The following is a 23,698-nucleotide window of genomic DNA, read 5'->3' as shown; positions in this document are numbered from 1 at the left end:
GTGCCGGTGTGACCGCCTTGCGCGACCACACCGGCCCAACTACCGGTTTCGAGCGAAGCGAGACCTAGCATGCGCCGTTCGCGGCCCGGCTCGTGTCCGAGCGGCCGCCGCGTCCGCGACGAAGTCGCCAGCGGTGGTCGCTCGGACACGAGCCATAAGGGGGCCGCGAACACGCCGCGACGCAGTCGCGGCCAGAATTACAGCGAGCACTTCACGCTCGGTGAGGCGATATTGAGTCCGCATTTGATGATTCCGGCGACCAGGTCGATCAGCTTGGTGGTGACGTTCCCGCTGAGTTTCTCGGCTTTTCCGGACTTGTCATCACTCTTCGATCCCTGACCGTCGAAGTCGAACACGGAATCGCTGACCTGCGTGACCGGCGAGGTGCCCGGCGAGGCGGCGGCCTCGGGCGCTAGGAGCGTTACCGGACCGAGAGCCAAGACGAGCACTCCGGACAACGCGACGATCACGGTGCGCACACGCTGGTGCGTAGACATTCGCATCACATCCTCACGAGTCGGGTCGATCTGGCCAGTTCAGTAACGCACAGATCGCGCCGATGGTGGACGAATTACGCGGATGTCACGGGCGCGGTCACCGCGGTGGTCAACCGGATCAGGTCGGCGGGCGCCAGCTCGATCTCCAGTCCGCGCCGTCCGGCGCTGCACAGCATCCGGTCCCAGCGCAGCGCCGAGTCGTCGATCACGGTGGGCAGTGGCTTGCGCTGACCGAGCGGGGAGATGCCGCCGAGCACGTACCCGGTGGTCCTCTCCGCCCTGATCTTGTCCGCCATGCCCGCCTTGGGTGCGCCGAGCGCCGCGGCCGCGGCTTTGAGCGACAGGGTGTTCGGCACCGGAAGCACGGCCACCGCGAGCGAGCCGGTGGCGAGTTCGATGACCAAGGTCTTGAAGATCTGCTCGGCCGCGACGCCGAGTTCGGCGCCCAGCGCGTCGACCGCCTCGGTGCCGTAGGAGTCGGCGCGCGGATCGTGCTTGTAGGCGTGCACCCGATGGGACACCTTCGCCTGGGTCAACGCGCGGATCGCCGGAGTCGAGCCTGCTGCCATGGCCAAACCTTAACGGCGGCCGTAGCCCGGCCCGCAACGGGATTTCCTGCGCATTCACCGCGAACGGGAGGAACCCGGGAACACCGGACGGGTCGCGCATGTTGTAGCCGGTACACCGCGCTCGGACTGGTTTCCAGCGCGTGAGCAGGCCCTATGGATACGTGAAGGAGATGCCTGTGCCCGTGCTGCTCGACGACCGCCCGGTATGGACCGAGACGTCCCCGGCGGACGGCGGATTCTCCTTCGATATGCCGATGCCGGTAGATTTGGCAGGTACGGCGATCGAAGGGACAGGTGTGACGAGCGACGATGACGTGGCGGCCGACGATGTCGGCGCCGTCGACGATGCCGAACTGGCACAGCGGTTCGAACGGGACGCGCTCCCGTTGCTCGACCAGCTCTACGGCGCCGCGCTGCGCATGACCAGGAATCCGGCGGATGCCGAGGACCTGGTCCAGGAGACGTACGTCAAGGCCTACCAGGGCTTCAAGTCGTTCCGGGAGGGCACCAACCTGCGTGCCTGGCTGTACCGGATCCTGACCAACACCTACATCAACTCCTATCGCAAGAAGCAGCGCCAGCCCGCCCAGTATCCGACCGACGAGATCACCGACTGGCAGCTGGCCGCGACCGCCGAGCACACCTCGCAGGGTCTGCGCTCGGCCGAGGTCGAGGCGCTGGACGCGTTACCGGACGACGACATCAAGGCCGCGCTGCAGGAACTTCCGGAGGAGTTCCGCATGGCGGTGTACTACGCCGATGTCGAGGGCTTCCCGTACAAGGAGATCGCCGAGATCATGGGCACGCCCATCGGTACGGTGATGTCCCGGCTGCACCGCGGCCGCAAGCAACTGAAGGGTTTGCTCGCCGATGTCGCGCGCGAGCGCGGTTTCAACCGTTCGGGGGAACGCCAGGAGGTCAAGCAGTGAGTACCGAACGGGACCCCGACATGGAGCTCGACTGCACGGCGGTGCTGGCCGACGTGTGGTTGATGCTGGACGGGGAGTGCGACGAGGCGACCAGGGCGCGGTTGCAGCACCACATGGAGCACTGCAGTCCGTGTATCGAGGCCTATGGCATCGAGGAGAAGGTCAAGAACCTGCTCAGCCGCAAATGCGGCGGTGATCGCGCGCCCGATTCGTTGCGCGAGCGCCTGACCATCGAGATCCGCCGGACGTTCGTCGTCGGGGAGAGCTCGGTCGACACCTCGGAGTAGCCGGTCGGTGAAACGTGAGCGGCACGCCTTCCCGCTGGAAGTGCGTGCCGCTTCGTGCTTTTCGAGCCGAGCGTCGCGCTCAGGCGTTGGGCCGCTTGCCGTGGTTGGCTGCGTTCCCCTTGCGGCTACGCTTCTTACGTCCGCGCTTACCCATGAGTAGTCTCCCTTCTGATTGAAGGCCATTCTTTCACGTGTGGTTGGCTGTACCGTCAGCGGATACAGGCCAACGAGTGAATGGGGTGCCATGGCTGAGGAAGTGCTCGCCGAGCTGGTGTCGGTCGTCTACCAGGTCGTCGCCAAGGAGGGCGACGAAGTCCGGGAGGGCGACACCCTGGTGATCCTCGAGTCCATGAAGATGGAGATCCCGGTGGTCGCGGAATCCAGCGGCACAGTGACTTCGATCGGCGTCAAGGAGGGCGACGCGATCAAGGCGGGCCACCTGATCGCGGTCATCTCCTGATCGATTACGGCGGTAGATCTGCATGTCGACACTGAGCGAGCTGCTGGCCGAGCACACCGACCTCCCCGGGGTCGCCGTGGACCATCTGCAGCGGGTGGTGGGCGATTGGCAGCTGCTGGCCGATCTGTCGTTCGCCGATCTGCTGCTGTGGGTCGGTGCGGGCCCGGTGACGGAGGGCGCGGACATCGTGTGTGTCGCGCAGTGCCGTCCCACCACCGCCCACACCGTGCACCAAGAGGATCTGGTCGGCACGTCGGCTGTGCAGGCCGAACATCCGCAGGTTTTCGAGGCGCTGGCCAGCGGCGATATCGTGCGAGCCGACAGCGACGTCGAGACATCCGGCGTCTACCACCCGCGTCCGGTGCACGCCATCCGCGAGGCCATCCCCGTGCGCTGCGGTGACGATGTGATCGCCGTGCTGAGCCGGGACACCGATCTGCAACGCTCCCGGGTGCGCAGTCAGCTGGAGAGCGCGTACGTGGCATGCGCGGACGATCTGTGCCAGATGATCGCCGACGGCACCTTCCCGACCACCGAGGATCGCGCGGCCACCCATTCCAGCCCGCGCGCCGGGGACGGCTTCATCCGGCTCGACACCGACGGCATCGTCGTCTACGCCAGTCCGAACGCGCTGTCGGCCTATCACCGGATGGGCCTGCAAGCCGACCTGGTCGGCCAGGATCTCGCCGTCACCACCCGGTCCCTGATCACCGATCCATTCGACGCCCAGGAAGTGGTCGGCGACATCCAGGCCGCGCTGGCCGGGCGGACCGGCCGCCGGATGGAGGTCGAGGCGCGCGGAGCGACCGTGCTGCTGCGCACCCTCGTGCTGCGCCCGCACGGCGAGCTGGCAGGCGCCGCCGTGCTCGTCCGCGACGTCACCGAGGTCAAGCGGCGCGATCGCGCTCTGTTGAGCAAGGACGCCACCATCCGGGAGATCCACCATCGGGTGAAGAACAATTTGCAGACCGTCGCCGCGCTGCTGCGCCTACAGGCGCGCCGCACCGAGAACGAGGAGGCGCAGGTCGCGCTCACCGAGTCGGTGCGCCGGGTCACCTCCATCGCGTCGGTGCACGAGATGCTGTCGATGTCGGTGGACGAAGAGGTCGATCTCGACGAGGTCGTCGACCGGCTGCTGCCGATCATGGCCGACGTGGCCACGGTGCACACCACGCGCATCAAGGTGCGCCGCGCGGGCTCGCTCGGTGTGTTCTCCGCCGAACGCGCCACCCCGCTGGTGATGGTGCTCACCGAACTGGTGCAGAACGCCATCGAGCACGCCTTCGATTCGGGCGAAAACGGCACGGTGACAATCCGTTCCGAGCGTTCGGCGCGCTGGCTGGACGTGATCATCAGCGACGACGGCCGCGGCCTGCCGCCCGGGTTCAGCCTGGAGTCCTCCGATCGGCTCGGCCTCCAGATCGTCCGGACCCTGGTCACCGCCGAACTCGGCGGTTCCATCGGCCTGCATCCCGGCGCCGACATCGGCACCGACGCCGTCCTGCGGGTCCCGCTGGGCCGTCGTTCGGGCCGCTGACCGATCGACGGGACGGATCCGCCGCTTCGGCACCGGTCGCGTGCGAACTCCCAGGACCTGTTGCTCGGAGGTCGCGGGCGGCCGCTTTCGGGTGCGGTCGGCGGCTCGGGGTGCAGTACTCGTCCGAATGTCCGTATCGCGCGGAATGCGAGGTGTGGGCCGGATTCGCTACTCGTCCCATGCGCTGGAGAACCGACTACTTTCGCACAGTTCTCGCGCATTCGCGAGTCGAATCGCCGCCCGGCCGCAATTGCCGCAATTGCCGTTCCACGCAACCGCATTGGTCGGTTCCCGTTTCCTCCGCGAAGCGAGACCGGGTATTTCCAGTTCGTGATCCGGCGGCATAAACAACACAGCCCGGCACCTATGGGTGCCGGGCTGAAATGCGTTACCGGGCCGGGCTGAATGGCCCGGTAATGCTGATCGTCTGGCTCAGACGACAGTGCGCGTGCGGGTGCGCGCGTTGCGACGCTTGAGCGCCCGGCGCTCGTCTTCGCTCATACCACCCCACACGCCGGCGTCTTGTCCGGACTTCAGGGCCCAGGACAGGCAGTCGGCGGTTACGGGGCAGCGAGCGCAGACCAGCTTGGCATCGGCAATCTGCGCGAGCGCCGGACCACTGTTACCCACCGGGAAAAACAGCTCGGGGTCCTCATCGCGACAGATGGCCTTGTGGCGCCAGTCCATTCCTCTGCTCCTTTGCTGGGCGCCGCATGAGGCGCCTATGGGTTTGTGGTTCGTTCACTTGTGCGACTCGAATGTTTCCGCACGGTTGCTTGTGAATGCTTTCACGAACACCGTAGATGTCAATAGGCACGCGGTGCACCGTGGGGAAGCTCACGCTCTGAAGGCCCCCACAGGGGGAAGCCTGCCCGGTCCTTTGTACTCGCTCCACCGGGTTTTCGCAGCACTACCCGCGATGTTTTCGGGGGTGTTTCGCCCTCAGTGCGGCCGCGGAGCGACGACCGCGAGGACGTCGGGCACGGCAGTGAAATCCACCACGTTGCGCTTGCCGATGAAGTCGCCATCGATTTGCAGGCCGATGGGTTCTTTGGACTCGATTCGTACGGTGGGAACGTCGTCTTCACGAAATAAATTGCGGGACTTGGGGTTTCCGTCGGCTGCGAGGAGCTGTCGCGCGAGCAGCAGGGTGGGGACGACGGCCATGGAGCGCACCGCAAACACTCCGAGCCCCGTTTCGAACCGGGTGCCGGGGTTGGTGTGCACCGGCGTGGCGTTCAGGTAAGTCCACGGTGTGGTGTTGGTTACGAAGGCGTAGTGCACCCCGTCCACCGGATCACGGCCGGGAATTTCCACCTGAACGCCCGGTTCGTTGCGCTTTGCCCGGAAGAATTGCCGAACAGTCGTTCGAACATATCGCGCGGGGGTGGCGGCGCGGCCGCGGGCGCGGCTGGCGTCGATCGCCTCGCACACGTCGGCGTCCAATCCGACGCCCGCGCTGAAGCAGAACCAGCGGTCGTCGGCCAGTCCGAGCCCGATCCGGCGATCGGTTTCCACCGTGAGCAGGTCGATGAGCTGATTGGTGGCGGTCACCGGGTCGGGGGAGATGCCGAGCGCCCGGGCGAAGACGTTGGCCGAGCCGCCGGGGATCACACCGAGGCGCGGCAACCAGGCTTGACCGTCGTCGAGGACCGGCAACGGCAGGAAGCCGTTGATGGTCTCGTTGACCGTCCCATCGCCGCCGTGCACGACGACGAGGTCCATCTCGTTGGTCGCCGCCCATTGGGCCAGTTCCGCGGCGTGGCCGCGGTGCTGCGTGTGCGCAACGGTCAGCTGGGTGCGGCTCTCCAGCGCGTGCGCCAAGAGGTCCCTGGTCGCCGGCGTGGTGGAGGTGGCATTCGGGTTCACGATCAGCAGCGTCCGCACGATGGCAGCCTAGTTGGCCGCAGGCCCGCGCCGGAAAAGCGGCGAGCGGCGCCCCGCCTGCCGTCGCGCGGGCATACGCCAGGACGAGGGCGGCACCGAGCGGGTCGTAGGCTTGCCGCGTGAACGAGCGTCAGCGAGGGAAGCGAGGACACCGTGCGCCGTCGCGCACGACGGAGCCGAGTGCGGGCGAGGCGCTGGCGTGAGCGACGAAAAAGCGGGGGTGGTGCCGACGACGGTGCGGGCGGCTGGTGCCTTGGTGACGCTGGAAGGCGTGGTCGCGGTGGGCGTCGCGATCGTGCTGGTGGTGCGCGGGCTGCTCGGTCACGATCAATCCACGACCAGCGGCTACGGCACCGCGGCCTGGTTCGGCATCCTCGGCGGCGCGGTGCTGGCCGCGGGCGCGGGACTGCTGCTGGGGAAACGCTGGGGGCGCGCGATCGCGGTGATCGCGCAGTTGCTGCTGCTCCCGGTCACCTGGTCGCTGCTCACCGACTCGCATCAGCCGGTCTACGGCGCCGCGCTCGGGGTCGTCGCGGTCGCCGCGCTGGTGCTGCTGTTCGCGCCCGCGTCCACTCGCTGGATGGCCCAGGACTACGGGGTCGAGCCGGAATAGTCCCCGGCCGCCGCGCGCAGCGCCGCCCGGCAGAAGTGGTCGGCGTGGCGGGTGGTTTCCGGTAGCCGGTACCGCGGGGTCAGCGCCAGCACCTGGGCGCAGGCGGTGTCGAGGTCTATGCGATGGCCCACGGAGACGAACACCGGCTTGACACCGCTTCTGGTGCGCAACGCGCGCCCCACCACCACCGCGTCGATGGTGATGTCGGTGGCCGCGCCGCGTTCCGGACCGGGTTCGGCATACTCGCCCCACACGGTTTTCGCCACGCCGATCGTCGGGATCCCGGTGAGCAGGCCGAGGTGGCAGGCGAGGCCGAAGCGGCGCGGATGCGCCAGTCCCTGCCCGTCGCAGACCAGCAGATCCGGTGCGCTGTCCAGTCTTCCGAGCGCGGCGAGGGTCGCCGGGATCTCCCGGAAAGCGAGCAGGCCCGGCAGGTACGGGAAGTCCGCGACGCCGTGCGCGACGGCGGAGGTGACCGGGCGCAAGGTGTCCGCCGCCAAGACCACGGCGGCCGCGGCCACCGCGCCGGTGTCGTCGTAGGCCGAGTCGAGTCCGGCCACCGTCCGGAACCGCGCGCCCGGCGGCGTCACCGGCGAGACCAGCGGCCGCAATTCGTCCTGCATCGCCATGGCCGATTCGGCGGTGGTGGGCCAGGCCCCGAGGTCGAGCGGCGGGAGCCAGGACATGCGCTACCGCGCCTCGGCGGCCAGCTTGCCGAGCGCGTCACCCGCCAGCCGATAGCCCGCCCACTCGACCTGCGCCACCGCGCCGATCGACTCGTAGAAGTCGATCGATGGCTTGTTCCAGGTCAGCACCGACCAGGCCACGCGGCTGTAGCCGTGGTCGACGGCCTCCTTCGCCAGGGCCGTGAGCAGCGCCTTGCCGTAGCCCTTGCCCCTGGTCTCCGGCTTGACGTAGAGGTCTTCCAGGTAGATGCCGTGCACGCCGTCCCAGGTGGAGAAGTTGAGGAACCAGATCGCGCAGCCCAGCAGACCCGACTCGTCCGCGACCACATGCGCGAACACCTTCGGCTCCGGCCCGAACAGCGCGGTGCGCAGCTGCTCGGCGGTGACCGTGCATTCGTGGCGCGCCTTCTCGTATTCGGCCAGGTCGTAGACGAGATCGACCAGGGCGGGCACGTCGGAAGGGACCGCGCGGCGCAGGACGGCGGCGCCGAGGTCGACGGCGATGGGGTCGGCGGGGCCGGTTCGGGTCACAGTGACGCTCCGTTGGGTACCAGGTTGTGCGCGCGGATCGCGCGCACGTCGTGTTCGTAGCCGAGCACGGTCAGCGCACCGGTCGACATGGCGAACCGGCGGCCCTCCCGGATGTCGAATTCCGCCCAGCGGGCGATCAGTGCGCGGGAGAAGTGGCCGTGCCCCACCAGCACGATATCCCGCTCCGGCAACACCGGCGGCACGGCGGCCAGCACCCGATCGGCGCGCTCGCATACCTGCTGGGCGGTCTCGCCGTCCGGGACCGGACCGGTCCAGATGGTCCATCCGGGTACGGTCTCCCGGATCTGCGGGGTGGTCAGGCCCTCGTAGGCGCCGTAGTCCCATTCGGCGAGGTCGTCGTCCACCACGGCGCCGGTGAGTCCGGCCAGCTCGGCGGTGCGTCTCGCACGGAGCCGAGGGCTGGTGCGTATCAACGGGTTTCGCAATTTCAGTGTGGCGAGCAGGCTACCCGCCGCCTTGGCCTGCTCTTCGCCGCGCTCGGTGAGCGGGAGATCGGTGCGGCCGGTGTGCCGCCGCTGTGTGGACCAGCTGGTCTCGCCGTGCCGGAGCAGCACAACGCGGGCATCGTCGAGTGCGGACATGTCTCAATGATGGTCCACCGATGATCATGGCGGTGCGCTGGATCGGACGCCCTCCGGATCCGAACCCGCGCCCACCGCCGGGACTAGGACTCGATCGGGTCCCCCAGTTCGAGCACCACCAGGGGAAGCGGCCGCGTGACCTTGGCCTGGTAGTCCGCGAGCAACGGATTGTTCGCCATCGCCCACGCCGCGAACTCGTCGTACTCGGCTCCCTCCAGCGCCCGCGCCGTGCCTCGATGGGTGGTGGTCCCCAACTCGACGGTGACGGCGGAATCGGCTTTCACGTTGTGGTACCAGGCGGGGTATCGGTCCTCGATGAACGAACTCACGTAAAGGGTTTCGCCACGGCGCAACAGGCCGAGCGGGACCATGTGCGTCTTGCCGCTCTTGGCTCCGGTGGTGGTGAGCAGGATCAGTTCACCGCCTTCGTACGCGCCGCCGACCTTGCCCGCGTTGTCGCGGAACTCCTGGATGACGCCGTCGTTCCAGTGCGCGATGTCTTCGTCGGAGTACCGCTGGTTCCACGGCGCGTCCGGATCGTCGTAGGAGGTGATAGCAGCGCTGTTTTCGCTTGCGGCGGGCGGGGTTTCGCTCATGCACCCAGTGTGCTCCACGGCACCGACAAGTTCGCCGGGCCTCAGGCGAAGGCGTGCAGTTCGCCCTCGCGCAGTTCGAGTACGGTCGTACCGATCACGGTGAGGGAGATGGGGCCGCCGCCGTAGCCGGGTCGCTCGACCGGGATGCGCCCCGCTTCGGCTCCCGTGGCAGGGTCGAGGACGGCGAGCGCGCCGGCGGTGGGCAGCAGCAGCTTTCCCGCCATCAGCGCCGGTGCGCCCAGCGCCGCGCCCGCGGTCCACAGCGGGTCGAAAGTGCTGCCGTTCAAGGCGATCACGCTGTTACCGGTGAAGACCAGATAGGCCGACCCGATGCGGGTGGTCGTCGACGTCTGGCTCAGCGGTGCCGAAAGCTGATGCACCACAATAGGATTGCCGTTCCCGTCGTAGACGGCCAGGCGTGGCGGCAGCGACTCCGCACCGGCGGTGGCGCCGGGGAAGTACAGCACGATCCGGCTGTCGGACACCGCGATCACCCGGGCTTCCGCGGAATCCGCTCCGGGACCGGTCAACACGTGCGAGCCGTACTCCTCCGGCACCGTGTTGTCGTTGGGGGCCGGATTCAGCACAGTAAGCCGTTCGGCCGGGTCGGCGGGGCAGCGTTCCAGCACGGCGAGCCGGGACGGGCTGGAGCCGGACGACAGCAGCGTGCAGCCCCTGCGCGGCTGGGTCTTGACGTTCACCGGGGCGTCGACGAAGCCGTACTCCACGGTGCGCACGAGGTCCGAGCGCCACATCTCCAGCCGCTGCGGTCCCTGCGCGAGCAGGTAGGTGCCGTCGACCGACAGCCGCAGGTCGCGATCCATGTAGCTGCTGCGCGCCGTGCGGCGGGCACCGCTGTCGCCCGCCAGCATCGTGGCCTGGCTGCACCCGCGCTCATCGCGGTAGACCGCGATCACCATGCCGTACTGGCCCTCGAGCCCGCACAGCGGCAAGTCGCGCCGGTACTTCCACAGCTGGTCACCGGTGCGCGGATCCCGGCCGGTGACCGTATCGCCGTCGCCGGTCACCGCGACGCCGCCGGACACGAGCGCACGCGCGCTCGCGCCGTCCGGCGCGTGCCACAGTTCGCGCAGCGCGGCAGGCAGTTGATCGGCCGCCGCCGGGGTCGGCACCGTGGAGGACGCGGTCACCGACTCGGTGCCGTGCGCGTCGCCGCGCACCCACACCAAGGCCCCTGCGATCACCACGAGAACCGCGATCGCGACTGCGGAGATGATATCGGCGCGCGTCCGCCGCTCGGGTGCGAGCACGAAAGCGAGACTAGCCGATCCGAGCGGTCAGGCCGAGGCCGCTGTCGCGGGCTCCGCCGCGCTCCCGGCGTCCTCCGCCGCCGCGTCGCCCTCGCCTGCGCGACGGCGCCTGCGCCGCCGGCGAGCGGGCCGGTCGGCGGTGCCGGTCTCGTCCGCGTCGTTGTGGTCCGAGCTGCCGTGCTCGTCCGATGCCTCGGTGCTCGACTCGTCGCCTGCGGTGTTGTCGGTCCCGTCGCCGCTCGGCTTGCGCCGCCTGCGCTTGCGGCGGGCGGGCTTGTCGGCGTCGGACTCGGCCCCCGCCTGCTCCGAAGACGTGCTCTCGGCGTCAGCGGGCGAGTCGGTCTCGGCCGCGTCGGTGACGTTCGGCGTACCGTCGATCGGCTGGCCGGCGCGGGTGCGCCTGCGGTTGCGCTTGCGCGGGGCGCGGGCCGGGCGTTCGACCACGACCGCGTCCGCGTCGCGTTCCACTTGCGCCTTGCGCACCACGCCCGTCACGCCTTCGGGAATACCGAGATCGGAGTACAGGTGCGGCGAGCGCGAGTACGTCTCGACCGGCTCGGGGATGCCGAGGCCGAGCGCTTTGTCGATCGCCGACCAGCGGTTGAGCTCGTCCCAGTCGATCAGCGTGATCGCGACGCCGGTGCGCCCGGCCCGGCCGGTGCGCCCGATCCGGTGCACGTAGGTCTTCTCGTCCTCCGGGCACTGATAGTTGACGACGTGCGTGACGTCGTCGATATCGATGCCGCGCGCCGCGACGTCGGTGGCGACCAGCACGTCGATGGTGCCCTTGCGGAACTTGGTCAGCGCCTTCTCGCGGGCGATCTGCCCCAGGTCGCCGTGCACCGCGCCCACCGCGAACCCGCGCTCGGCGAGGTCGTCGGCCACCTTCTGCGCCGTACGCTTGGTGCGCGTGAAGATCATCGTGGCGCCGCGGCTCTCGGCCTGCAGGATGCGCGCGATCAACTCGCTCTTGTCCAAGGCGTGCGCGCGATAGACGAACTGCGCGGTGCGGTCGTGCACCGCCGAGTCGTGCGGCTCCTCGGCCCGGATGTGCGTGGGGCGGGTGAGGAAGGTGCGCGCCAGGGTGATGATCGGCCCTGGCATGGTCGCGGAGAACAGCATGGTCTGGCGCTTGTCCGGGACCATGTTGAGGATGCGCTCGATATCCGGGAGGAAGCCCAGGTCGAGCATCTCGTCGGCCTCGTCCAGCACCAGCACGCCGATCTTGCCGAGAATCAGGTGCTGCTGGTCTGCCAGGTCCAGCAGCCGGCCGGGCGTACCGACCACCACGTCGACACCCGCGCGAAGCGCCGAGATCTGCGCCTCGTAGGGGCGGCCGCCGTAGATGGACGCGACGCGCAGCGGTCCCTGGTGATTGGTCAGGTACTTGCTCGCGTTCTCCAGATCCTTGGTGACCTGGATGCACAGCTCGCGCGTCGGCACGATGACCAGTGCGCGCGGTGTGCCGTCCAGTGGCGTCGTGCCGGATTCCGCGGTCGCGATGCGGTGCAGCAGCGGCACGCCGAATCCGAAGGTTTTACCCATACCGGTGCGGGCTTGACCGATGAGATCTTCCCCGGCGAGCGCCAGCGGAAGGGTCAGTTCTTGAATGGCGAAAGTACGTTCGATTCCGATCTCGGCGAGCGCGCGGACGATTTCCGCGCGCACGCCCAATTCGGTGAAAGTCGGGGCGGTGTGCGTTGCGTCCAGCTCGGCCGTCAACAGGGTCTCCGCCAGACCTGGTTCCTGATCGACTGTGATCTTGCTCAGGGTTCGTGCCTTCCTCGTAATCACGTCCCGCGCGCACGAGGTGGGGCGGACCGGGCGGTCCACGACGACCACGACTCCGCAGGCGATACTTCACCCGGCCACGCTCCGGATGCCGGGCGCCTGCCGCGACAAGCGGCGGCTACCTCGCAAAACATCGGCGCGGCGCACTGGTGACGCGGATTGGTGCGCGCACATTTTCCTGTCCAACGAAAACTTCGCACCCGAAACCGGTCAGCGGTCGCAGCGGCGTCTCCGCGATGTGCGTGAGCGCGACGTCCGGCAACTCTGTCGAGCGAAACTTTCCGTTGTCCGACGCGATTGTAGCGTGATATTGTGCGTCGCTCGAATTGCCACTGCGGCGCGCTCCCGAAAATCCGCCGGGCCCGTCGCGTGCTTTCGCCGCATCGCGCGCCCACGTACGCTGCGCCACATGGGAATTCATCCGGCCCGGCAAATCTGGGCGACGCTCGAACCGCTACACGATGTGGTCTATTTCGGAACCGGCGTCAAGGAGGCGGGCGTCGGTATCGGCCTGCGCGGCTACTGGCAGACCTACTTCGCTTTCCGCGCCGCGCCGCTGGGCGCGGTGACACCCGCGACGGTGCAAGCGGTCTTCGCCGGATTCCACCCTGATATGGTGCGGCGCGCGCTGCCGGAGGCGTGGGAGCGGGCGACGCCGCAAAGCTGCCTGACCGCCCGGCTCGACCTGGCCACCGGTCTGCTGCGCGGCATCGGCGCGGGTGACGCGGTGTGCGCTCGCGCGGTGGAGTTGCTCACGCCCGCGCAGCGGGAGGCCGATCCGACCGGCCGGGCGCTGTTCGCCGCGAACGCGGACCTGCCGCTGTCGGCCGACCCGGTGGCGGCGCTGTGGCAGCTGAGCACCTCGCTCCGTGAGCACCGCGGCGACGGTCATGTCGCGGCCTTGGTCACCCACGGTCTCAGTGGACGTCAAGCGCTGGTCGCCCAGGTGGCCGCGGGTAAGGCGCCCGAATCGGTGATGCGTCCCGCGCGCGGGGTGTCGGAGGCGGAGTGGGCCGATGCCTTCGACGAGTTACGCGCCAGGGGCTTGGTGGAAGGCGAACCGGTCACGCCCACGCTCACCGGCAGCGGCGCGCAGCTGCTCGCCGAAGTCGAGGCCGAGACCGACGACGCGGCGTGGACCGGCGCGCTCGCGGTGCTGTCGGCCGACGCGATCACCGAACTCACCACGTCGCTCGAGCCGCTGGTGCGCAGCGTGCAAGAGGCCGTGGTCCCGCCGCTCAACCCGGTCGGCATGGGCCCGCGGTAACGCGCTCCGGGGCTTGCCTGTTACCGGCGGTACCGGCATATGAGACTCTCTTCGATGTGAGCCTTGCCGACACTGTCACCCTCGCCGCACGCAACGCGTGGGCACTGACCTTCGGCTCCGGCATCGAGGCGCCGGACCCGACTCCCGCGACGATCCTGTGGGACCAGCCGCATCGGCAACTGCGGCGCTTCGAGCGGGCGGACGCGACGACGCCGGAAGGGGATTCGGCCGTCCTGCTGGTCCCACCGCTGGCCGCGCCCGCCAACTGTTTCGACCTGCGGCCCGACCAGAGCCTGGCCCGCTTCCTGCTGGAGATCGGCCGCAGCCCGTATGTCGTCGACTACGGCGAGATCACCTTCGCCGACCGCCGCATGGGTTTCGAGGACTGGATCGATGACATCCTGCCCGAGGCGGTGCTGCGCACCAGCGCCGATCGCGACGGACGCGCGGTCGATCTGGTGGGCTGGTCACTCGGCGGCACGCTGGCCTTGCTGACCGCCGCGGCGCACCCCGAGCTGCCCATCCGGTCCATCACGGCCGTCGGCTCACCGCTGGACTACGACCGGATGACCGGCGTGCCGCAACTGCGCGCCGTCGCGAAACTCACCGGCGGCCGGGCCACCTCCACCGTCATCCGCGCGGCCGGTGGCGTTCCTGCGACACTGACTCGAATCGGCTACCGCGTCACCGCCTGGGACCGCGAGCTGACCCGGCCGTGGTTCGTCGCGAGCAATATCGCGCGCACCGAGGCGCTGGCCAAGATGGAGACGATCGATCGGTTCATGGCCGAGATGCCCGGGTACCCCGGCCGTTTCTACGGCCAGCTGTGGGGCCGGTTCATCCTCGCCAACGACATCGGGCGGGGTGTCGTCGTGCTGGGCGGACGCCGGATAGAGCTGGCGGATGTGACCGCGCCGGTCCTGCTCGTGGGCGGGCCCTCCGACGTGATCACCCCGGCTCCCGCCGTCGAGGCGGGCGCCCGCGTGCTCACCGGAGCGGCGATGGTCCGCTACGAGAGCGCCCCCGGCAGCCACTTGGGCATCCTGGCCGCACCGACCGCGCGTGACACGACATGGAGTTATCTCGAGAAGTTCCTGGCCGAGACCGCCTGAACCGCCGTGAGTATTACGCTGGGGCACATGGGAGCACAGTCACCTGCCGCGTCAGGTGTTTCGTCGACCGACCCAGCAAACCTCTTCATCCCCGCGAGTCATCCCGGCGTGACCGACCTGTTCGCGGTGCTCGCCTACGGCGAGATCTCCGCGTTCTACCGGCTGGCCGAGGAGGCCAAGCTGTCGCCGACCCTGCGGGGCAAGGTGGCGGTGGCGAAGATGGCCGCGGCCGAGATGGAGCATTTCAAGACGCTGGAGTCCGCGCTGGCGGCGCGGGGCGCCGATGTCTTCGACGCCATGGCGCCGTTCGTGCGCGCGCTGGACGACTATCACACCTCCACCGACCCATCGACATGGCTCGAGTCGATGGTGAAGTTCTACGTCGGTGACGGCATCGCTGCGGACTTCTATACCGAGATCGCGGGCGCGCTGACGCCCGATGTCGCCGCGGTGGTTCGCGACGTGCTCGCCGAGACCCGGCACTCGGAGTTCGTGGTCGAGGAGGTGCGCCGCGCGGTCACCGAGAGCCGCTCCGAACGCGACCGGCTCACCCTCTGGGGCAGGCGGCTGCTCGGCGAGGCGATCACGCAGGCCCAATACGTCATGGCGCAGCGCGACGAACTCACCGACCTGGTGCTCACCGCCACCGGTGACCTCAACGGCATCGCGGCCCTGATCGAGCGAATGCAGGACAGTCACGCCGAGCGCATGGCGGTACTCGGCATCTGAGCGCGGGCTACGCGTTCGCCGCGCGGTCGGTCACCAGCCGCAAGCCGGGCGCGTGTGTGCTCGCCCGGTCGGCCAGCCAGACGACGACGCTCTGGTCGCGGTCGGCTGCCAGGGTCTCGAACGGTACCCCGACCATGCCGTGCACGGGATGGTCGAGGTGAAGCATCCCGGAGCCCGCGGCGCCGACCCGATGCGGTTTCCAGCGCCGCGCGAATTCCGGGAGTTCGCGCAGCGCCTCGATCGTCTCCAGCAGTGCGTTGTCGCCCGGCCAGTGGAGTTTGGCGCGGCCGAGCGCGGCGGCGAAGGCGTCGGCGGCCTGCTCCCAGTTGCGCAGGACGCGTCGCGCCGCGGGATGCGCGAAGGTGTACCACGCGAGGTTGGGCCGGTCGGCTCCGTCCAGCAGCCCCAGCGGGGCGACGAAATCGGCCCACGCCTGGTTCCAGCTCAGCACGTTCAGCCTCCGGCCGACCACGAAGGCCGGCGTCGGATGCAAGGCCCGCAGGATGGTCTCGATCGTCGGGGCCACCTCCTCCTCGGCGGATTCGTTGCCGGGGCACCGTGATTCGTTGCCCGAGGTGAGTGCGAGCATGCCGAAGTGCTGGCGTTCGTCGCCGCTCAGCAACAGTGCGTCGGCCAGGGCGTCGATCACCGCGACCGACGGGTTGGTGTCGCGTCCCTGCTCCAGCCGGGCCAGGTAGTCGGCGCTCACCCCCGCTCGGATGGCGACCTCTTCGCGACGCAGGCCAGGGGTCCGGCGGCGTCCGCCCTCGGGCATGCCGACGTCCGACGGCCGCAATTCGGCGCGACGCGCGATGAGGAATTCCGCGAATCCGTTTCGAGCCATGTGTCCCATCGTGCCCGGTCCGAGGACGGTTATCCGCGCCCTGTCAGGTCCAGGATAACGGCGGTCTGGCTAGCGGACCGCGGTCCGTTCATTGTCGGAGGTATGACATCTACCTCGGAATCCACCGCGTTGAAAACCGGTTCGTGGGCACTCGACACCGCGCACTCCTCGGTCGCCTTCACCATTCGTCATCTCGGCATCTCCAAGGTGCGTGGCGGATTCACCCGGTTCGAGACCGAATTCGTGGTCGACGAATCTGGCGCGGCCACCATCGGCGCGACGATCCACCTGGACTCCTTCGACACCGGCAACGCCGACCGCGACGCCCACATCCGCACCGCCGACTTCCTCGACGTCGCCAACCGCCCCACGCTGACCTTCCGCGCCACCCGGCCGGTGGTCGTCGCCGAGACCTTCGAGGTCGAGGGCGAGGCCACGCTCGGCACGATCACCAAGCCGGTCACCCTGGAGGTCGAGTGGGGCGGCGTGCAGGACTTCGGCCCGACCGGCGACCGGCACGCGGGCTTCTCCGCCACCGGCGCCATCAAGCGCACCGACTTCGGCGTCGGCGGCCCCCTGCCCGGCATGCTCGGCGACACCGTCAAGATCGAATTGGAGATCCAGCTCATCGAGCCGAAGTGAATGTCGTCGGCGGCCCCCACTAGCCTGGACTCGACAGCACAGGACTCTCAGGTTCGGAGGTTGGCCGTGGAGGTCAAGATCGGTATTTCGGATAGCCCGCGCGAGCTGGTGATCAACAGCGCGCAGACCCAGGACGAGGTCGAGGCGCTGGTGTCCGGTGCGTTCGGCGGCGGCGACGGTGGCGTCTTGTCGCTCTCCGACGAGAAGGGCCGCAAGTTCCTGATCCAGGCGTCGAAGGTCGCCTACGTCGAGATCGGTTCCACCACCGGCGGCCGCGTCGGTTTCGCCGCGGTCTGATTCCCGGTCCGGCCCATAAGCAATCGAGCCCCTGCCCCCGACAACTCCGGGGACAGGGGCTCGTTCGTCGTCGTGACCGCTCAGTCGATCGGGTGCAGCGGCACGTGCTTCAGGCCGCCCCACGCGAGCGAGACGGTGGTATCGACCGCCTCCTCCTTCGGAATCGGCCGATCGGCCTCCAGCCAGTACCGCGCGGTGAACTGGCTCGCGCCGACCAAGCCGACGGCCAGGATGCGGGCACGGTAGGGGTCCAGGCCCGAGTCGTGCGCGACCAGGTCGAAGACCGCGTCCACGCAGGCCTCGGTGGCCTGCTCGACCCGGCGCTGCACCTGCGGCTCGCTGGTCAGGTCGGACTCGAAGACCAGTCGGAAGCCCTGCATCTCGTTGTCCACGAAGTCGAAGTACGCCTGCACCGCGGCACGCACACGCTGCTTGTTGCTGGTGGTGGAGCGCAGCGCTTGGCGGACGCTGGACACCAGCATGTCCACGTAGTTCTGCAGCACCGCGAGATAGAGCTCCAGCTTGCTGCTGAAGTGCTGGTACAGCACCGGTTTGCTCACTCCGGCGCACTGCGAGATCTCGTCCATGCCCGCGGCGTGGTACCCGCGCTGCACGAAGACTTCGCTTGCCGCCGCGAGTAGCTGTTGACGTCGCTCGTCGCGCGGAAGCCGGGTACCGCGTTTGGCGGGTGCCATGGCCTCGGACGACGATCTACGGGACGTCATCCGGTCCACGAGGTCAGTCATTTCGGCTCTCCCAGTCGATTCCCCGGCAAAGGGGTGTGCACCGGGTTATCTCATGAACGATACCCGGTTGTCGCCCGCCCGCGGATCGGGGCCGGGCAACTGGTGCCACCCGGAAAGGATTCTCGCACCGACCGGGCCGCGAGGTGTGCCCGTGAGTGGGGATTCGCCGCTGTGAGACGCTGGTGAACGTGACCGACCGACCGGAGAGACCCCCCGCCGGACGGCGCGGTGCGCGCCGCCCGGCTGGCTCCGGCGCGTCCGGTTCCGTAGGGTCGGACCACATGGCGAGAACCTGGCCAGAGGCGCGATCCGATGGTGCGGCTCGAACCGGCGCGGCCGAGCGGTCGGGGGCAGGCGGCGGGTCACCCGGTCGCGGGAAGAAAGAGCGCAAGCGCCGCGAACCGCCCGAACCCGTTGTGTCGCAGCCCGATCCGGAGCCGCCCGATCGAGACGCCGTCGAGGTCTACGACCCGCTTGGTCTCTACTCGCACAAGGCCGAACGATCCCATCAGCCGCTGCGCGCCCGCTGGGATCCCACTTCCCCCGACGACGGCAGGGACCGCGGCCGACCCGAGCGCGACGCCAAGAAGCAGAGCGCGCTCGGCAGATTCGTCTCGACCTATGGCTGGCGGGCGTACGCGTTGCCCGTTCTGGTCGTGATCACCGTCCTGGTCGTGGTAGACGCGATCCGCGCCGCCGACCCGGACAGCATCGCGGGCTCGGATCCGGGGCTCGGGCGCCTCAGTACTGCCACCGCCATCGCGGGCATCATCGGCGCCCCGCCGGGCGACGGGCACTTCTCCACCGATCTACCCGCCGGGGCACTGCCAGAGGGCGGCGCGTTCGCCGAGACCGGCGTGGGCGACTGGCACGTGGTGCCCGGCACCACCGCCCAGGTCGGCACCGGAACCACCACCGTCTTCCGCTACACCGTGGAGATCGAGAACGGCGTGGACACCTCCGGTTTGGGCGGTGACGAGGCCGTCGCCAAGATGGTCGATTCCACCCTGGCCAATCCGAAGAGCTGGGTGCACGACCCCAAGTTCGCGTTCCGCCGGGTCGATCAGGGTGACGCCGACTTCCGCGTCTCGCTCACCTCCCGGGGATCCAGCCGCAAGGAATGCGGCTTCGACATCCCGATCGATACCTCCTGCTACAACGCCGACGACCGCCGCGTGGTGCTGTCGGACGTCCGCTGGGTGCGCGGCGCGCTCGCCTTCGAAGGCGACATCGGGTCCTACCGGCAATACCTGATCAACCACGAGGTCGGCCACGCCATCGGCTACCACCAGCACCAGCCGTGCGAGACCGACGGTGGGCTGGCTCCGGTGATGATGCAGCAGACCTTCGGCACCAAGAACGACGACATCGCCTCCCTCGATCCGCACGGCGTGGTCCCGATGGACGGCAAGCACTGCCGCTTCAACCCCTGGCCCTACCCTCGGGGATAGCTGTGTTCGATTTGCCGCGACTTCGTCGCGGCGTGTTCGCGGCCCCTTTGTGGCTCGCGTTTGCGCGGCCGCCGCTTGCTCCTTCGTCGCGTACGCGGCGGCCGCGCAAACGCGAGCCGGGTCGCGAACGGCGGATGCTCGGTCTCGCTTCGCTCGAAACCGGGAGTGGGGGAGCGCTGGGCACGTTGGCATCGGAGCTTGCCAGCTCGGTGCACGGGTTGTATGGCCGATTGTCGATTGTGGGCACGGCTCGACTGCCGCTCCTTCGGTGCGTACGCGGCGGCCGCGGCAAACGCGAGCCGGGCCGCGAACGGCGGATTGCTCGGTCTCGCTTCGCTCGGAACCGGGAGTTCGGTTCGTGGGCTCGTAGGGCGGTGATCGCATGATCTGGGTTTCGCCGTCGTTGGTGGCCGGGTGCTTTTCGTCGCGGGTGCGGCGAGTCACTCGGGCGTGCACGCCGGGCCGCGAATGGCGGATACTGGGTCTCCGCTTCGCTCGAAACTCGAGGCCGGCCCGACACCGTCGGCATGGGAGGGCGGCGTTCGTCGCACCGAGAGGGTGGTTGTCGCGGCGCGCTGGGTATACGGAACGATGGGCGGGAAGAACGGTCCGGTCGCCGGTGTTGCACAGTTGAGCCAGCCCGACACGGGCGTCACACCGCCGCAGCGATCGGCCAAGCGATTCGAGGAGTCCTGGACGTGTCATCACCCAAGTCCCTGCCGCCACTTGTCGAGCCGGCCGCGGAGCTGACCAGGGATGAGGTAGCCCGCTACAGCCGACACCTGATCATCCCCGATCTCGGCGTGGACGGGCAGAAACGTCTGAAGAACGCCAAGGTGCTGGTGATCGGCGCGGGTGGTCTCGGCTCGCCCGCCCTGCTCTACCTGGCCGCCGCGGGTGTCGGCACGCTCGGCATCGTCGAATTCGACGAGGTCGACGCCTCGAACCTGCAACGGCAGATCATCCACGGCGAATCCGATATCGGCCGCCCCAAGGCCGACAGCGCGCGTGATTCGATCCTGGAGATCAACTCCGGCATCGACGTCCGGTTGCACAAGATCCGGCTGGAACCGGAGAACGCGATCGAGCTGTTCCGCGAGTACGACCTGATCGTCGACGGCACCGACAACTTCGCCACCCGCTACCTGGTGAACGATGCCGCGGTGCTGGCGGGCAAGCCGTATGTCTGGGGCTCGATCTATCGCTTCGAGGGCCAGGTCTCGGTGTTCTGGGAGGACGCGCCGGACGGGCGCGGCATCAACTACCGCGATCTGTACCCGGAGGCCCCGCCGCCCGGCATGGTTCCGTCCTGCGCCGAGGGCGGCGTGCTCGGCGTGCTGTGCGCGTCCATCGGTTCGGTGATGGTGACCGAGGCCATCAAGCTGATCACCGGCATCGGCGAGCCGCTGCTCGGCCGGCTGATGGTGTACGACGCACTGGACATGAACTACCGGACCATCAAGCTGCGCCGTGACCCGGAGCGTCAGCCGATCACCGAGCTGATCGACTACGAGGCGTTCTGTGGCGTGGTGTCCGACGAGGGCCAGGCGGCCGCGGCCGGGTCCACCATCACCGCCCGCGAACTCGAGGAACTGCTGGCATCGGGCAAGCCGATCGAGCTGATCGACGTGCGCGAGCCGGTCGAGTGGGACATCGTGCACATCGAAAGCGCCAGGCTGATCCCGAAGGACCGCATCCTGTCCGGCGAGGCCTTGGCCGAGCTGCCGCAGAACCGTCCGATCGTGCTGCACTGCAAGACGGGCGTGCGCTCCGCCGAGGCTTTGGCCGCGCTCAAACGCGCGGGCTTCTCCGACGCCACCCACTTGCAGGGCGGCGTGATCGCCTGGGCCAACCAGGTGGACAAGTCGCTGCCGGTGTACTGAGGCGAACACGGCGCGCCGAAGGCGCGCCAAATCAGACACGACGTACCGTACGGCCGTGACTTCTGTGGAACCTCCCGAGCATGTGCGTGCCACGTTCGGTCTGCGCGAAGTGACCCCGGTTCCGATCGGCGACTGGGAAGGTGGCTGGCGCTTCGGTGACGTGGTGCTCAGTCCGGTCGCCGATCACGCGCGCGCGGCGTGGTCGGCGAAGATCCGCGAGACGCTGAAGGTGGACGGGCTGCGGCTGGCGCGTCCGGTGCGGGCGACGGATGGCCGCTACGTGGTGTCCGGGTGGCGCGCGGACACCTATCTCGAGGGTGCGCCCGAGCCGCGGCACGACGAGGTGGTCTCGGTGTCCCTGCGCCTGCACCAGGCGACGGCGCATCTGGAGCGCCCGCGCTTCCTCGCGCAGCCCCCGGTCGTGCCGTGGGTGGACGTGGACGTGTTCGTCGCGGCCGATCGCGCCGCCTGGGAGCCGGTGCCGCTGCGCAGCCTCCGCGCGGGCGGCGCTTCGCTCTCGACGTCCCCGGACGGGCGGCGCAGCATCGAACTGATCGGTCAGCTGGCCACCCTCCGCAAACCGGTGCAGACCCCGCCGCAGCTGGTGCACGGCGACCTGTTCGGCACCGTGCTGTTCGCGGGCCCGCAGATCCCCGGCCTCACCGACATCACGCCGTACTGGCGGCCCGCGCCTTGGGCGGCCGGAGTGATCGTGGTGGACGCACTGGCTTGGGGTGGCGCCGACGACGGGTTGCTCGAACGCTGGGCGGACCTGCCGGAGTGGCCGCAGATGTTGTTGCGCGCGGTCATGTTCCGGCTCGCGGTGCACGCGCTGCACCCGAGGTCGACTCCGCAGGCCTTCCCGGGTCTGGCGCGCACGGCGGACATGGTGCGCCTTACTCTCTGAGCCGGGCTTCCCGCTGTTCACAGAACATTCGTGCGGTGACACGTCGAATCGCGCGACTGGGTGTCGGTGGCGGCGCTGCGAGCCTCGGCGACCAAACGCAGCTGAGTGCTCGCGGCCGTGAGAAACGGCCACCGAGGGCGTCGCGAGTTGCCAATGCCGGGAATGCCCGATACTCGGCCGTAGAGATGGGTGTGCCGCCACAACGTCCGGCGGTCTCGGCCGAGTGAGGTTACGGATGCTGTTTGTCGGCCTGCGGAGAACGGCCGTGTCGACCGCGCCGGGTGGAGGGCGTGCATGACTACTCTGAGTGACATAGATCTCGAAGACCTTCCACATCCCGCCTATGCCAGCGATGGTCTCAATGCGGTTGTCGACGCGGCCAGTGTGTACATGCAGAACGCGGTCGTGCTGTTCGCGTCCGGGTGGGACGGTGGGCAGCCGGACATGATCGCTTGGCTGGCGGATAAGAAGCTGCTGAGCGCCGACGGCCGCAAGCTCACCAAGGATGGCGCCCAGACGCTCGATCCCGGATCGTCGGTGCTGGTCGACAACTACGACGACAAGCGCGGTGCGTTCCGGGACAAAACGTCACAACTGCAAGCGCAGAACGACGGTGTGAACGAAAGCGCCATCGCGAGCTTCGACACCTCCAACAAAGCGTTCCAGGATGTCAAAGGGATTGTGGCCGGGCTCAAGACCGAGTTGAGTCGCGAACCAGGCGAGCACCAGCTGACCCGTCTGCCCGATGGGAACTTGCACCTGACCGCCGCCGAGGAGAATCGGCTGTTACAGCTGATCTTGGAGGGCGTGGACCGTGTGCACGACACGATCGAGGACGCGGACAGCGGTATGCAGAGGGACGCGGGCGATATCTACAAGATGATTCCCGACCTCCCGCGCAACCCCTATGGCAACGCGCCGGATGTCGGGTCCCGGTCTCCGTGGGCGCCGACCGCGAGCAACGCCACCTGGACCCGAGGTACGGGAACTCCGGACGACATCGTCGCGAAGGCACGAGAGCAACTGGCGCTCGGTGTCTCCGAAAGCGGAGGCAACAACGTCCCCATGTTCCGCGGCCCGGACGGCAAGCTCTACAAGGCCCCGTACAACATCAACGACGCGTGGTGCGCGGCCTTCTCCACTTGGACGTGGGATCAGGCCGGTTACAACGTCGACTGGACCAACAAGAACTATGTGCCGTCCATCTGGAACGACGCCAAGCACATGGGGTTGGCTTCGAATATCTCGAATGCCCAGAAGGGGGACATGATCATCTTCGACTGGGAAGGTGACGGCACCCCCGACCATGTGGGAATCGTGGAGTCCGTGGATCCGCGAACCGGCCGGATCACCACCATCGAAGGCAATTCCAGCGATCAACTGAAATCCAACAGCTATTCCATGAACGCGGGATCGCTTGTCGGCGTGGTCAAGCCGCCGTCCAACAACGCCGCGCGGGCGTCCTGACGGTCCTACTCGCGGTATCGGGCGGGATCGCGGTGAGATTCCAGCCGGTGTCCGTCCGGACGCGTGCGCTTCTTTCCGACCGTGGCAGTGCACCGAA

The 23,698-nt window shown here is 68.5% G+C and carries 27 protein-coding genes; 14 read left to right on the top strand and 13 right to left on the bottom strand.

Going from position 1 to position 23,698, the window contains the following annotated elements; genetic code table 11:
* Positions 1 to 197: 197 nt before the first annotated feature.
* Positions 198 to 497, bottom strand: a complete 300-nt coding sequence (locus NG1_RS22320) for a hypothetical protein (protein WP_062973775.1) — start codon at positions 495 to 497, stop codon at positions 198 to 200.
* Between the two features lie 74 nt (positions 498 to 571).
* Positions 572 to 1,066, bottom strand: a complete 495-nt coding sequence (gene ybaK, locus NG1_RS22315; RefSeq protein ID WP_062973773.1) for a Cys-tRNA(Pro) deacylase — start codon at positions 1,064 to 1,066, stop codon at positions 572 to 574.
* A 296-nt stretch (positions 1,067 to 1,362) separates the two neighbouring features.
* On the opposite strand from ybaK, the gene NG1_RS22310 reads away from it, so the two are divergent.
* The gene (locus tag NG1_RS22310; protein ID WP_062973897.1) at positions 1,363 to 1,995 is read left to right on the top strand and encodes a sigma-70 family RNA polymerase sigma factor; all 633 of its coding nucleotides are present in this window, start codon (positions 1,363 to 1,365) and stop codon (positions 1,993 to 1,995) included.
* Positions 1,996 to 2,015: 20 nt separating this feature from the next.
* A complete protein-coding gene (gene rsrA / locus NG1_RS22305; RefSeq protein ID WP_062973771.1) occupies positions 2,016 to 2,282 on the top strand; it encodes a mycothiol system anti-sigma-R factor in 267 nt (88 codons plus the stop codon).
* Positions 2,283 to 2,361: 79 nt separating this feature from the next.
* Here rsrA and NG1_RS39245 read toward each other — a convergent pair whose 3' ends face one another.
* Positions 2,362 to 2,436, bottom strand: coding sequence for a 50S ribosomal protein bL37 (locus NG1_RS39245; RefSeq protein ID WP_022597109.1), 75 nt, complete (start codon positions 2,434 to 2,436; stop codon positions 2,362 to 2,364).
* Between the two features lie 90 nt (positions 2,437 to 2,526).
* On the opposite strand from NG1_RS39245, the gene NG1_RS22300 reads away from it, so the two are divergent.
* Complete coding sequence (locus tag NG1_RS22300; RefSeq protein WP_040869187.1) at positions 2,527 to 2,742, top strand: biotin/lipoyl-binding carrier protein; 216 nt, start codon at positions 2,527 to 2,529, stop codon at positions 2,740 to 2,742.
* A gap of 22 nt (positions 2,743 to 2,764) precedes the next feature.
* Positions 2,765 to 4,279, top strand: a complete 1,515-nt coding sequence (locus NG1_RS22295) for a sensor histidine kinase (protein WP_062973769.1) — start codon at positions 2,765 to 2,767, stop codon at positions 4,277 to 4,279.
* A 432-nt stretch (positions 4,280 to 4,711) separates the two neighbouring features.
* Here NG1_RS22295 and NG1_RS22290 read toward each other — a convergent pair whose 3' ends face one another.
* Positions 4,712 to 4,966 carry a WhiB family transcriptional regulator gene (locus NG1_RS22290; protein ID WP_011211115.1) on the bottom strand — a complete coding sequence of 85 codons (255 nt, stop codon included), beginning with the start codon at positions 4,964 to 4,966 and terminating at the stop codon, positions 4,712 to 4,714.
* Between the two features lie 255 nt (positions 4,967 to 5,221).
* Positions 5,222 to 6,166, bottom strand: coding sequence for a diacylglycerol/lipid kinase family protein (locus NG1_RS22285; protein ID WP_062973767.1), 945 nt, complete (start codon positions 6,164 to 6,166; stop codon positions 5,222 to 5,224).
* Between the two features lie 199 nt (positions 6,167 to 6,365).
* Between NG1_RS22285 and NG1_RS22280 the strand changes: the two genes are divergently transcribed.
* Positions 6,366 to 6,779: a hypothetical protein gene (locus NG1_RS22280; RefSeq protein ID WP_062973765.1), complete on the top strand. Its 414-nt coding sequence runs from the start codon at positions 6,366 to 6,368 to the stop codon at positions 6,777 to 6,779.
* Here the strand turns inward: NG1_RS22280 and NG1_RS22275 are convergent.
* The 6 genes from NG1_RS22275 to NG1_RS22250 form a co-directional block, all read right to left on the bottom strand.
* Positions 6,758 to 7,465 (bottom strand): endonuclease V, encoded by a 708-nt coding sequence (locus NG1_RS22275; RefSeq protein ID WP_062973763.1) that lies wholly within the window; start codon positions 7,463 to 7,465, stop codon positions 6,758 to 6,760. The genes NG1_RS22280 and NG1_RS22275 overlap by 22 nt on opposite strands.
* A 3-nt stretch (positions 7,466 to 7,468) precedes the next feature.
* On the bottom strand, positions 7,469 to 7,996 hold the full coding sequence (locus NG1_RS22270) for a GNAT family N-acetyltransferase (protein WP_245659995.1): 528 nt from the start codon (positions 7,994 to 7,996) through the stop codon (positions 7,469 to 7,471).
* A complete protein-coding gene (locus tag NG1_RS22265; protein WP_062973761.1) occupies positions 7,993 to 8,598 on the bottom strand; it encodes an acid phosphatase in 606 nt (201 codons plus the stop codon). The genes NG1_RS22270 and NG1_RS22265 overlap by 4 nt, the downstream gene beginning before the upstream one ends.
* Positions 8,599 to 8,681: 83 nt before the next feature.
* Positions 8,682 to 9,194: a nitroreductase/quinone reductase family protein gene (locus NG1_RS22260; RefSeq protein ID WP_062973759.1), complete on the bottom strand. Its 513-nt coding sequence runs from the start codon at positions 9,192 to 9,194 to the stop codon at positions 8,682 to 8,684.
* A 41-nt stretch (positions 9,195 to 9,235) separates the two neighbouring features.
* A complete protein-coding gene (locus NG1_RS22255) occupies positions 9,236 to 10,465 on the bottom strand; it encodes an Rv3212 family protein (protein WP_062973757.1) in 1,230 nt (409 codons plus the stop codon).
* 27 nt (positions 10,466 to 10,492) lie between these two features.
* Positions 10,493 to 12,256 (bottom strand): DEAD/DEAH box helicase, encoded by a 1,764-nt coding sequence (locus NG1_RS22250; RefSeq protein ID WP_084499114.1) that lies wholly within the window; start codon positions 12,254 to 12,256, stop codon positions 10,493 to 10,495.
* A 409-nt stretch (positions 12,257 to 12,665) separates the two neighbouring features.
* On the opposite strand from NG1_RS22250, the gene NG1_RS36865 reads away from it, so the two are divergent.
* From NG1_RS36865 to NG1_RS22235, 3 genes are read left to right on the top strand one after another with little or no spacing between them, the layout of a single operon-like run.
* On the top strand, positions 12,666 to 13,523 hold the full coding sequence (locus NG1_RS36865; protein WP_062973755.1) for an SCO6745 family protein: 858 nt from the start codon (positions 12,666 to 12,668) through the stop codon (positions 13,521 to 13,523).
* 56 nt (positions 13,524 to 13,579) lie between these two features.
* Positions 13,580 to 14,635, top strand: a complete 1,056-nt coding sequence (locus tag NG1_RS22240) for an alpha/beta hydrolase (RefSeq protein WP_062973753.1) — start codon at positions 13,580 to 13,582, stop codon at positions 14,633 to 14,635.
* Between the two features lie 27 nt (positions 14,636 to 14,662).
* On the top strand, positions 14,663 to 15,364 hold the full coding sequence (locus NG1_RS22235; RefSeq protein ID WP_062973750.1) for a ferritin-like fold-containing protein: 702 nt from the start codon (positions 14,663 to 14,665) through the stop codon (positions 15,362 to 15,364).
* 7 nt (positions 15,365 to 15,371) lie between these two features.
* On the opposite strand, the gene NG1_RS22230 is transcribed toward NG1_RS22235, so the two are convergent.
* Positions 15,372 to 16,208 carry a helix-turn-helix transcriptional regulator gene (locus NG1_RS22230; protein WP_062973748.1) on the bottom strand — a complete coding sequence of 279 codons (837 nt, stop codon included), beginning with the start codon at positions 16,206 to 16,208 and terminating at the stop codon, positions 15,372 to 15,374.
* 102 nt (positions 16,209 to 16,310) lie between these two features.
* On the opposite strand from NG1_RS22230, the gene NG1_RS22225 reads away from it, so the two are divergent.
* A complete protein-coding gene (locus NG1_RS22225) occupies positions 16,311 to 16,850 on the top strand; it encodes a YceI family protein (RefSeq protein WP_062973746.1) in 540 nt (179 codons plus the stop codon).
* Positions 16,851 to 16,916: 66 nt separating this feature from the next.
* The gene (locus tag NG1_RS22220; protein WP_040869214.1) at positions 16,917 to 17,147 is read left to right on the top strand and encodes a DUF3107 domain-containing protein; all 231 of its coding nucleotides are present in this window, start codon (positions 16,917 to 16,919) and stop codon (positions 17,145 to 17,147) included.
* An 80-nt stretch (positions 17,148 to 17,227) separates the two neighbouring features.
* On the opposite strand, the gene fasR is transcribed toward NG1_RS22220, so the two are convergent.
* On the bottom strand, positions 17,228 to 17,893 hold the full coding sequence (gene fasR / locus NG1_RS22215) for an HTH-type transcriptional activator FasR (protein ID WP_040869167.1): 666 nt from the start codon (positions 17,891 to 17,893) through the stop codon (positions 17,228 to 17,230).
* A gap of 281 nt (positions 17,894 to 18,174) precedes the next feature.
* Between fasR and NG1_RS22210 the strand changes: the two genes are divergently transcribed.
* From NG1_RS22210 to NG1_RS22195, 4 genes are all read left to right on the top strand, one after another.
* Entirely contained in the window at positions 18,175 to 19,344 is a 1,170-nt protein-coding gene (locus NG1_RS22210; RefSeq protein ID WP_084499104.1) for a DUF3152 domain-containing protein, read from the top strand.
* A gap of 698 nt (positions 19,345 to 20,042) precedes the next feature.
* On the top strand, positions 20,043 to 21,227 hold the full coding sequence (moeZ, locus tag NG1_RS22205) for an adenylyltransferase/sulfurtransferase MoeZ (RefSeq protein WP_062973744.1): 1,185 nt from the start codon (positions 20,043 to 20,045) through the stop codon (positions 21,225 to 21,227).
* Between the two features lie 55 nt (positions 21,228 to 21,282).
* The gene (locus NG1_RS22200; protein WP_062973742.1) at positions 21,283 to 22,134 is read left to right on the top strand and encodes a TIGR02569 family protein; all 852 of its coding nucleotides are present in this window, start codon (positions 21,283 to 21,285) and stop codon (positions 22,132 to 22,134) included.
* Between the two features lie 294 nt (positions 22,135 to 22,428).
* On the top strand, positions 22,429 to 23,601 hold the full coding sequence (locus NG1_RS22195; protein WP_084499103.1) for a CHAP domain-containing protein: 1,173 nt from the start codon (positions 22,429 to 22,431) through the stop codon (positions 23,599 to 23,601).
* Positions 23,602 to 23,698: the final 97 nt, after the last annotated feature.

The sequence above is a fragment of the Nocardia gamkensis NBRC 108242 genome (assembly GCF_001612985.1).
Taxonomy (GTDB): domain Bacteria; phylum Actinomycetota; class Actinomycetes; order Mycobacteriales; family Mycobacteriaceae; genus Nocardia; species Nocardia gamkensis.
Note: the sequence above shows the minus strand (reverse complement) of the source record. Positions and strands in the feature narration are given on the sequence as shown.

What these genes read in the sequence shown, in the direction of transcription:
- NG1_RS22320 (WP_062973775.1), bottom strand. Translation starts at nt 497, where the DNA reads ATGTCTACGCACCAGCGTGTGCGCACCGTGATCGTCGCGTTGTCCGGA.
- ybaK (WP_062973773.1), bottom strand. Translation starts at nt 1,066, where the DNA reads ATGGCAGCAGGCTCGACTCCGGCGATCCGCGCGTTGACCCAGGCGAAG.
- rsrA (WP_062973771.1), top strand. Translation starts at nt 2,016, where the DNA reads ATGGAGCTCGACTGCACGGCGGTGCTGGCCGACGTGTGGTTGATGCTG.
- NG1_RS22300 (WP_040869187.1), top strand. Translation starts at nt 2,527, where the DNA reads ATGGCTGAGGAAGTGCTCGCCGAGCTGGTGTCGGTCGTCTACCAGGTC.
- NG1_RS22295 (WP_062973769.1), top strand. Translation starts at nt 2,765, where the DNA reads ATGTCGACACTGAGCGAGCTGCTGGCCGAGCACACCGACCTCCCCGGG.
- NG1_RS22290 (WP_011211115.1), bottom strand. Translation starts at nt 4,966, where the DNA reads ATGGACTGGCGCCACAAGGCCATCTGTCGCGATGAGGACCCCGAGCTG.
- NG1_RS22275 (WP_062973763.1), bottom strand. Translation starts at nt 7,465, where the DNA reads ATGTCCTGGCTCCCGCCGCTCGACCTCGGGGCCTGGCCCACCACCGCC.
- NG1_RS22265 (WP_062973761.1), bottom strand. Translation starts at nt 8,598, where the DNA reads ATGTCCGCACTCGACGATGCCCGCGTTGTGCTGCTCCGGCACGGCGAG.
- NG1_RS22260 (WP_062973759.1), bottom strand. Translation starts at nt 9,194, where the DNA reads ATGAGCGAAACCCCGCCCGCCGCAAGCGAAAACAGCGCTGCTATCACC.
- NG1_RS36865 (WP_062973755.1), top strand. Translation starts at nt 12,666, where the DNA reads ATGGGAATTCATCCGGCCCGGCAAATCTGGGCGACGCTCGAACCGCTA.
- NG1_RS22235 (WP_062973750.1), top strand. Translation starts at nt 14,663, where the DNA reads ATGGGAGCACAGTCACCTGCCGCGTCAGGTGTTTCGTCGACCGACCCA.
- NG1_RS22230 (WP_062973748.1), bottom strand. Translation starts at nt 16,208, where the DNA reads ATGGCTCGAAACGGATTCGCGGAATTCCTCATCGCGCGTCGCGCCGAA.
- NG1_RS22225 (WP_062973746.1), top strand. Translation starts at nt 16,311, where the DNA reads ATGACATCTACCTCGGAATCCACCGCGTTGAAAACCGGTTCGTGGGCA.
- fasR (WP_040869167.1), bottom strand. Translation starts at nt 17,893, where the DNA reads ATGACTGACCTCGTGGACCGGATGACGTCCCGTAGATCGTCGTCCGAG.
- NG1_RS22210 (WP_084499104.1), top strand. Translation starts at nt 18,175, where the DNA reads ATGGCGAGAACCTGGCCAGAGGCGCGATCCGATGGTGCGGCTCGAACC.
- NG1_RS22195 (WP_084499103.1), top strand. Translation starts at nt 22,429, where the DNA reads ATGACTACTCTGAGTGACATAGATCTCGAAGACCTTCCACATCCCGCC.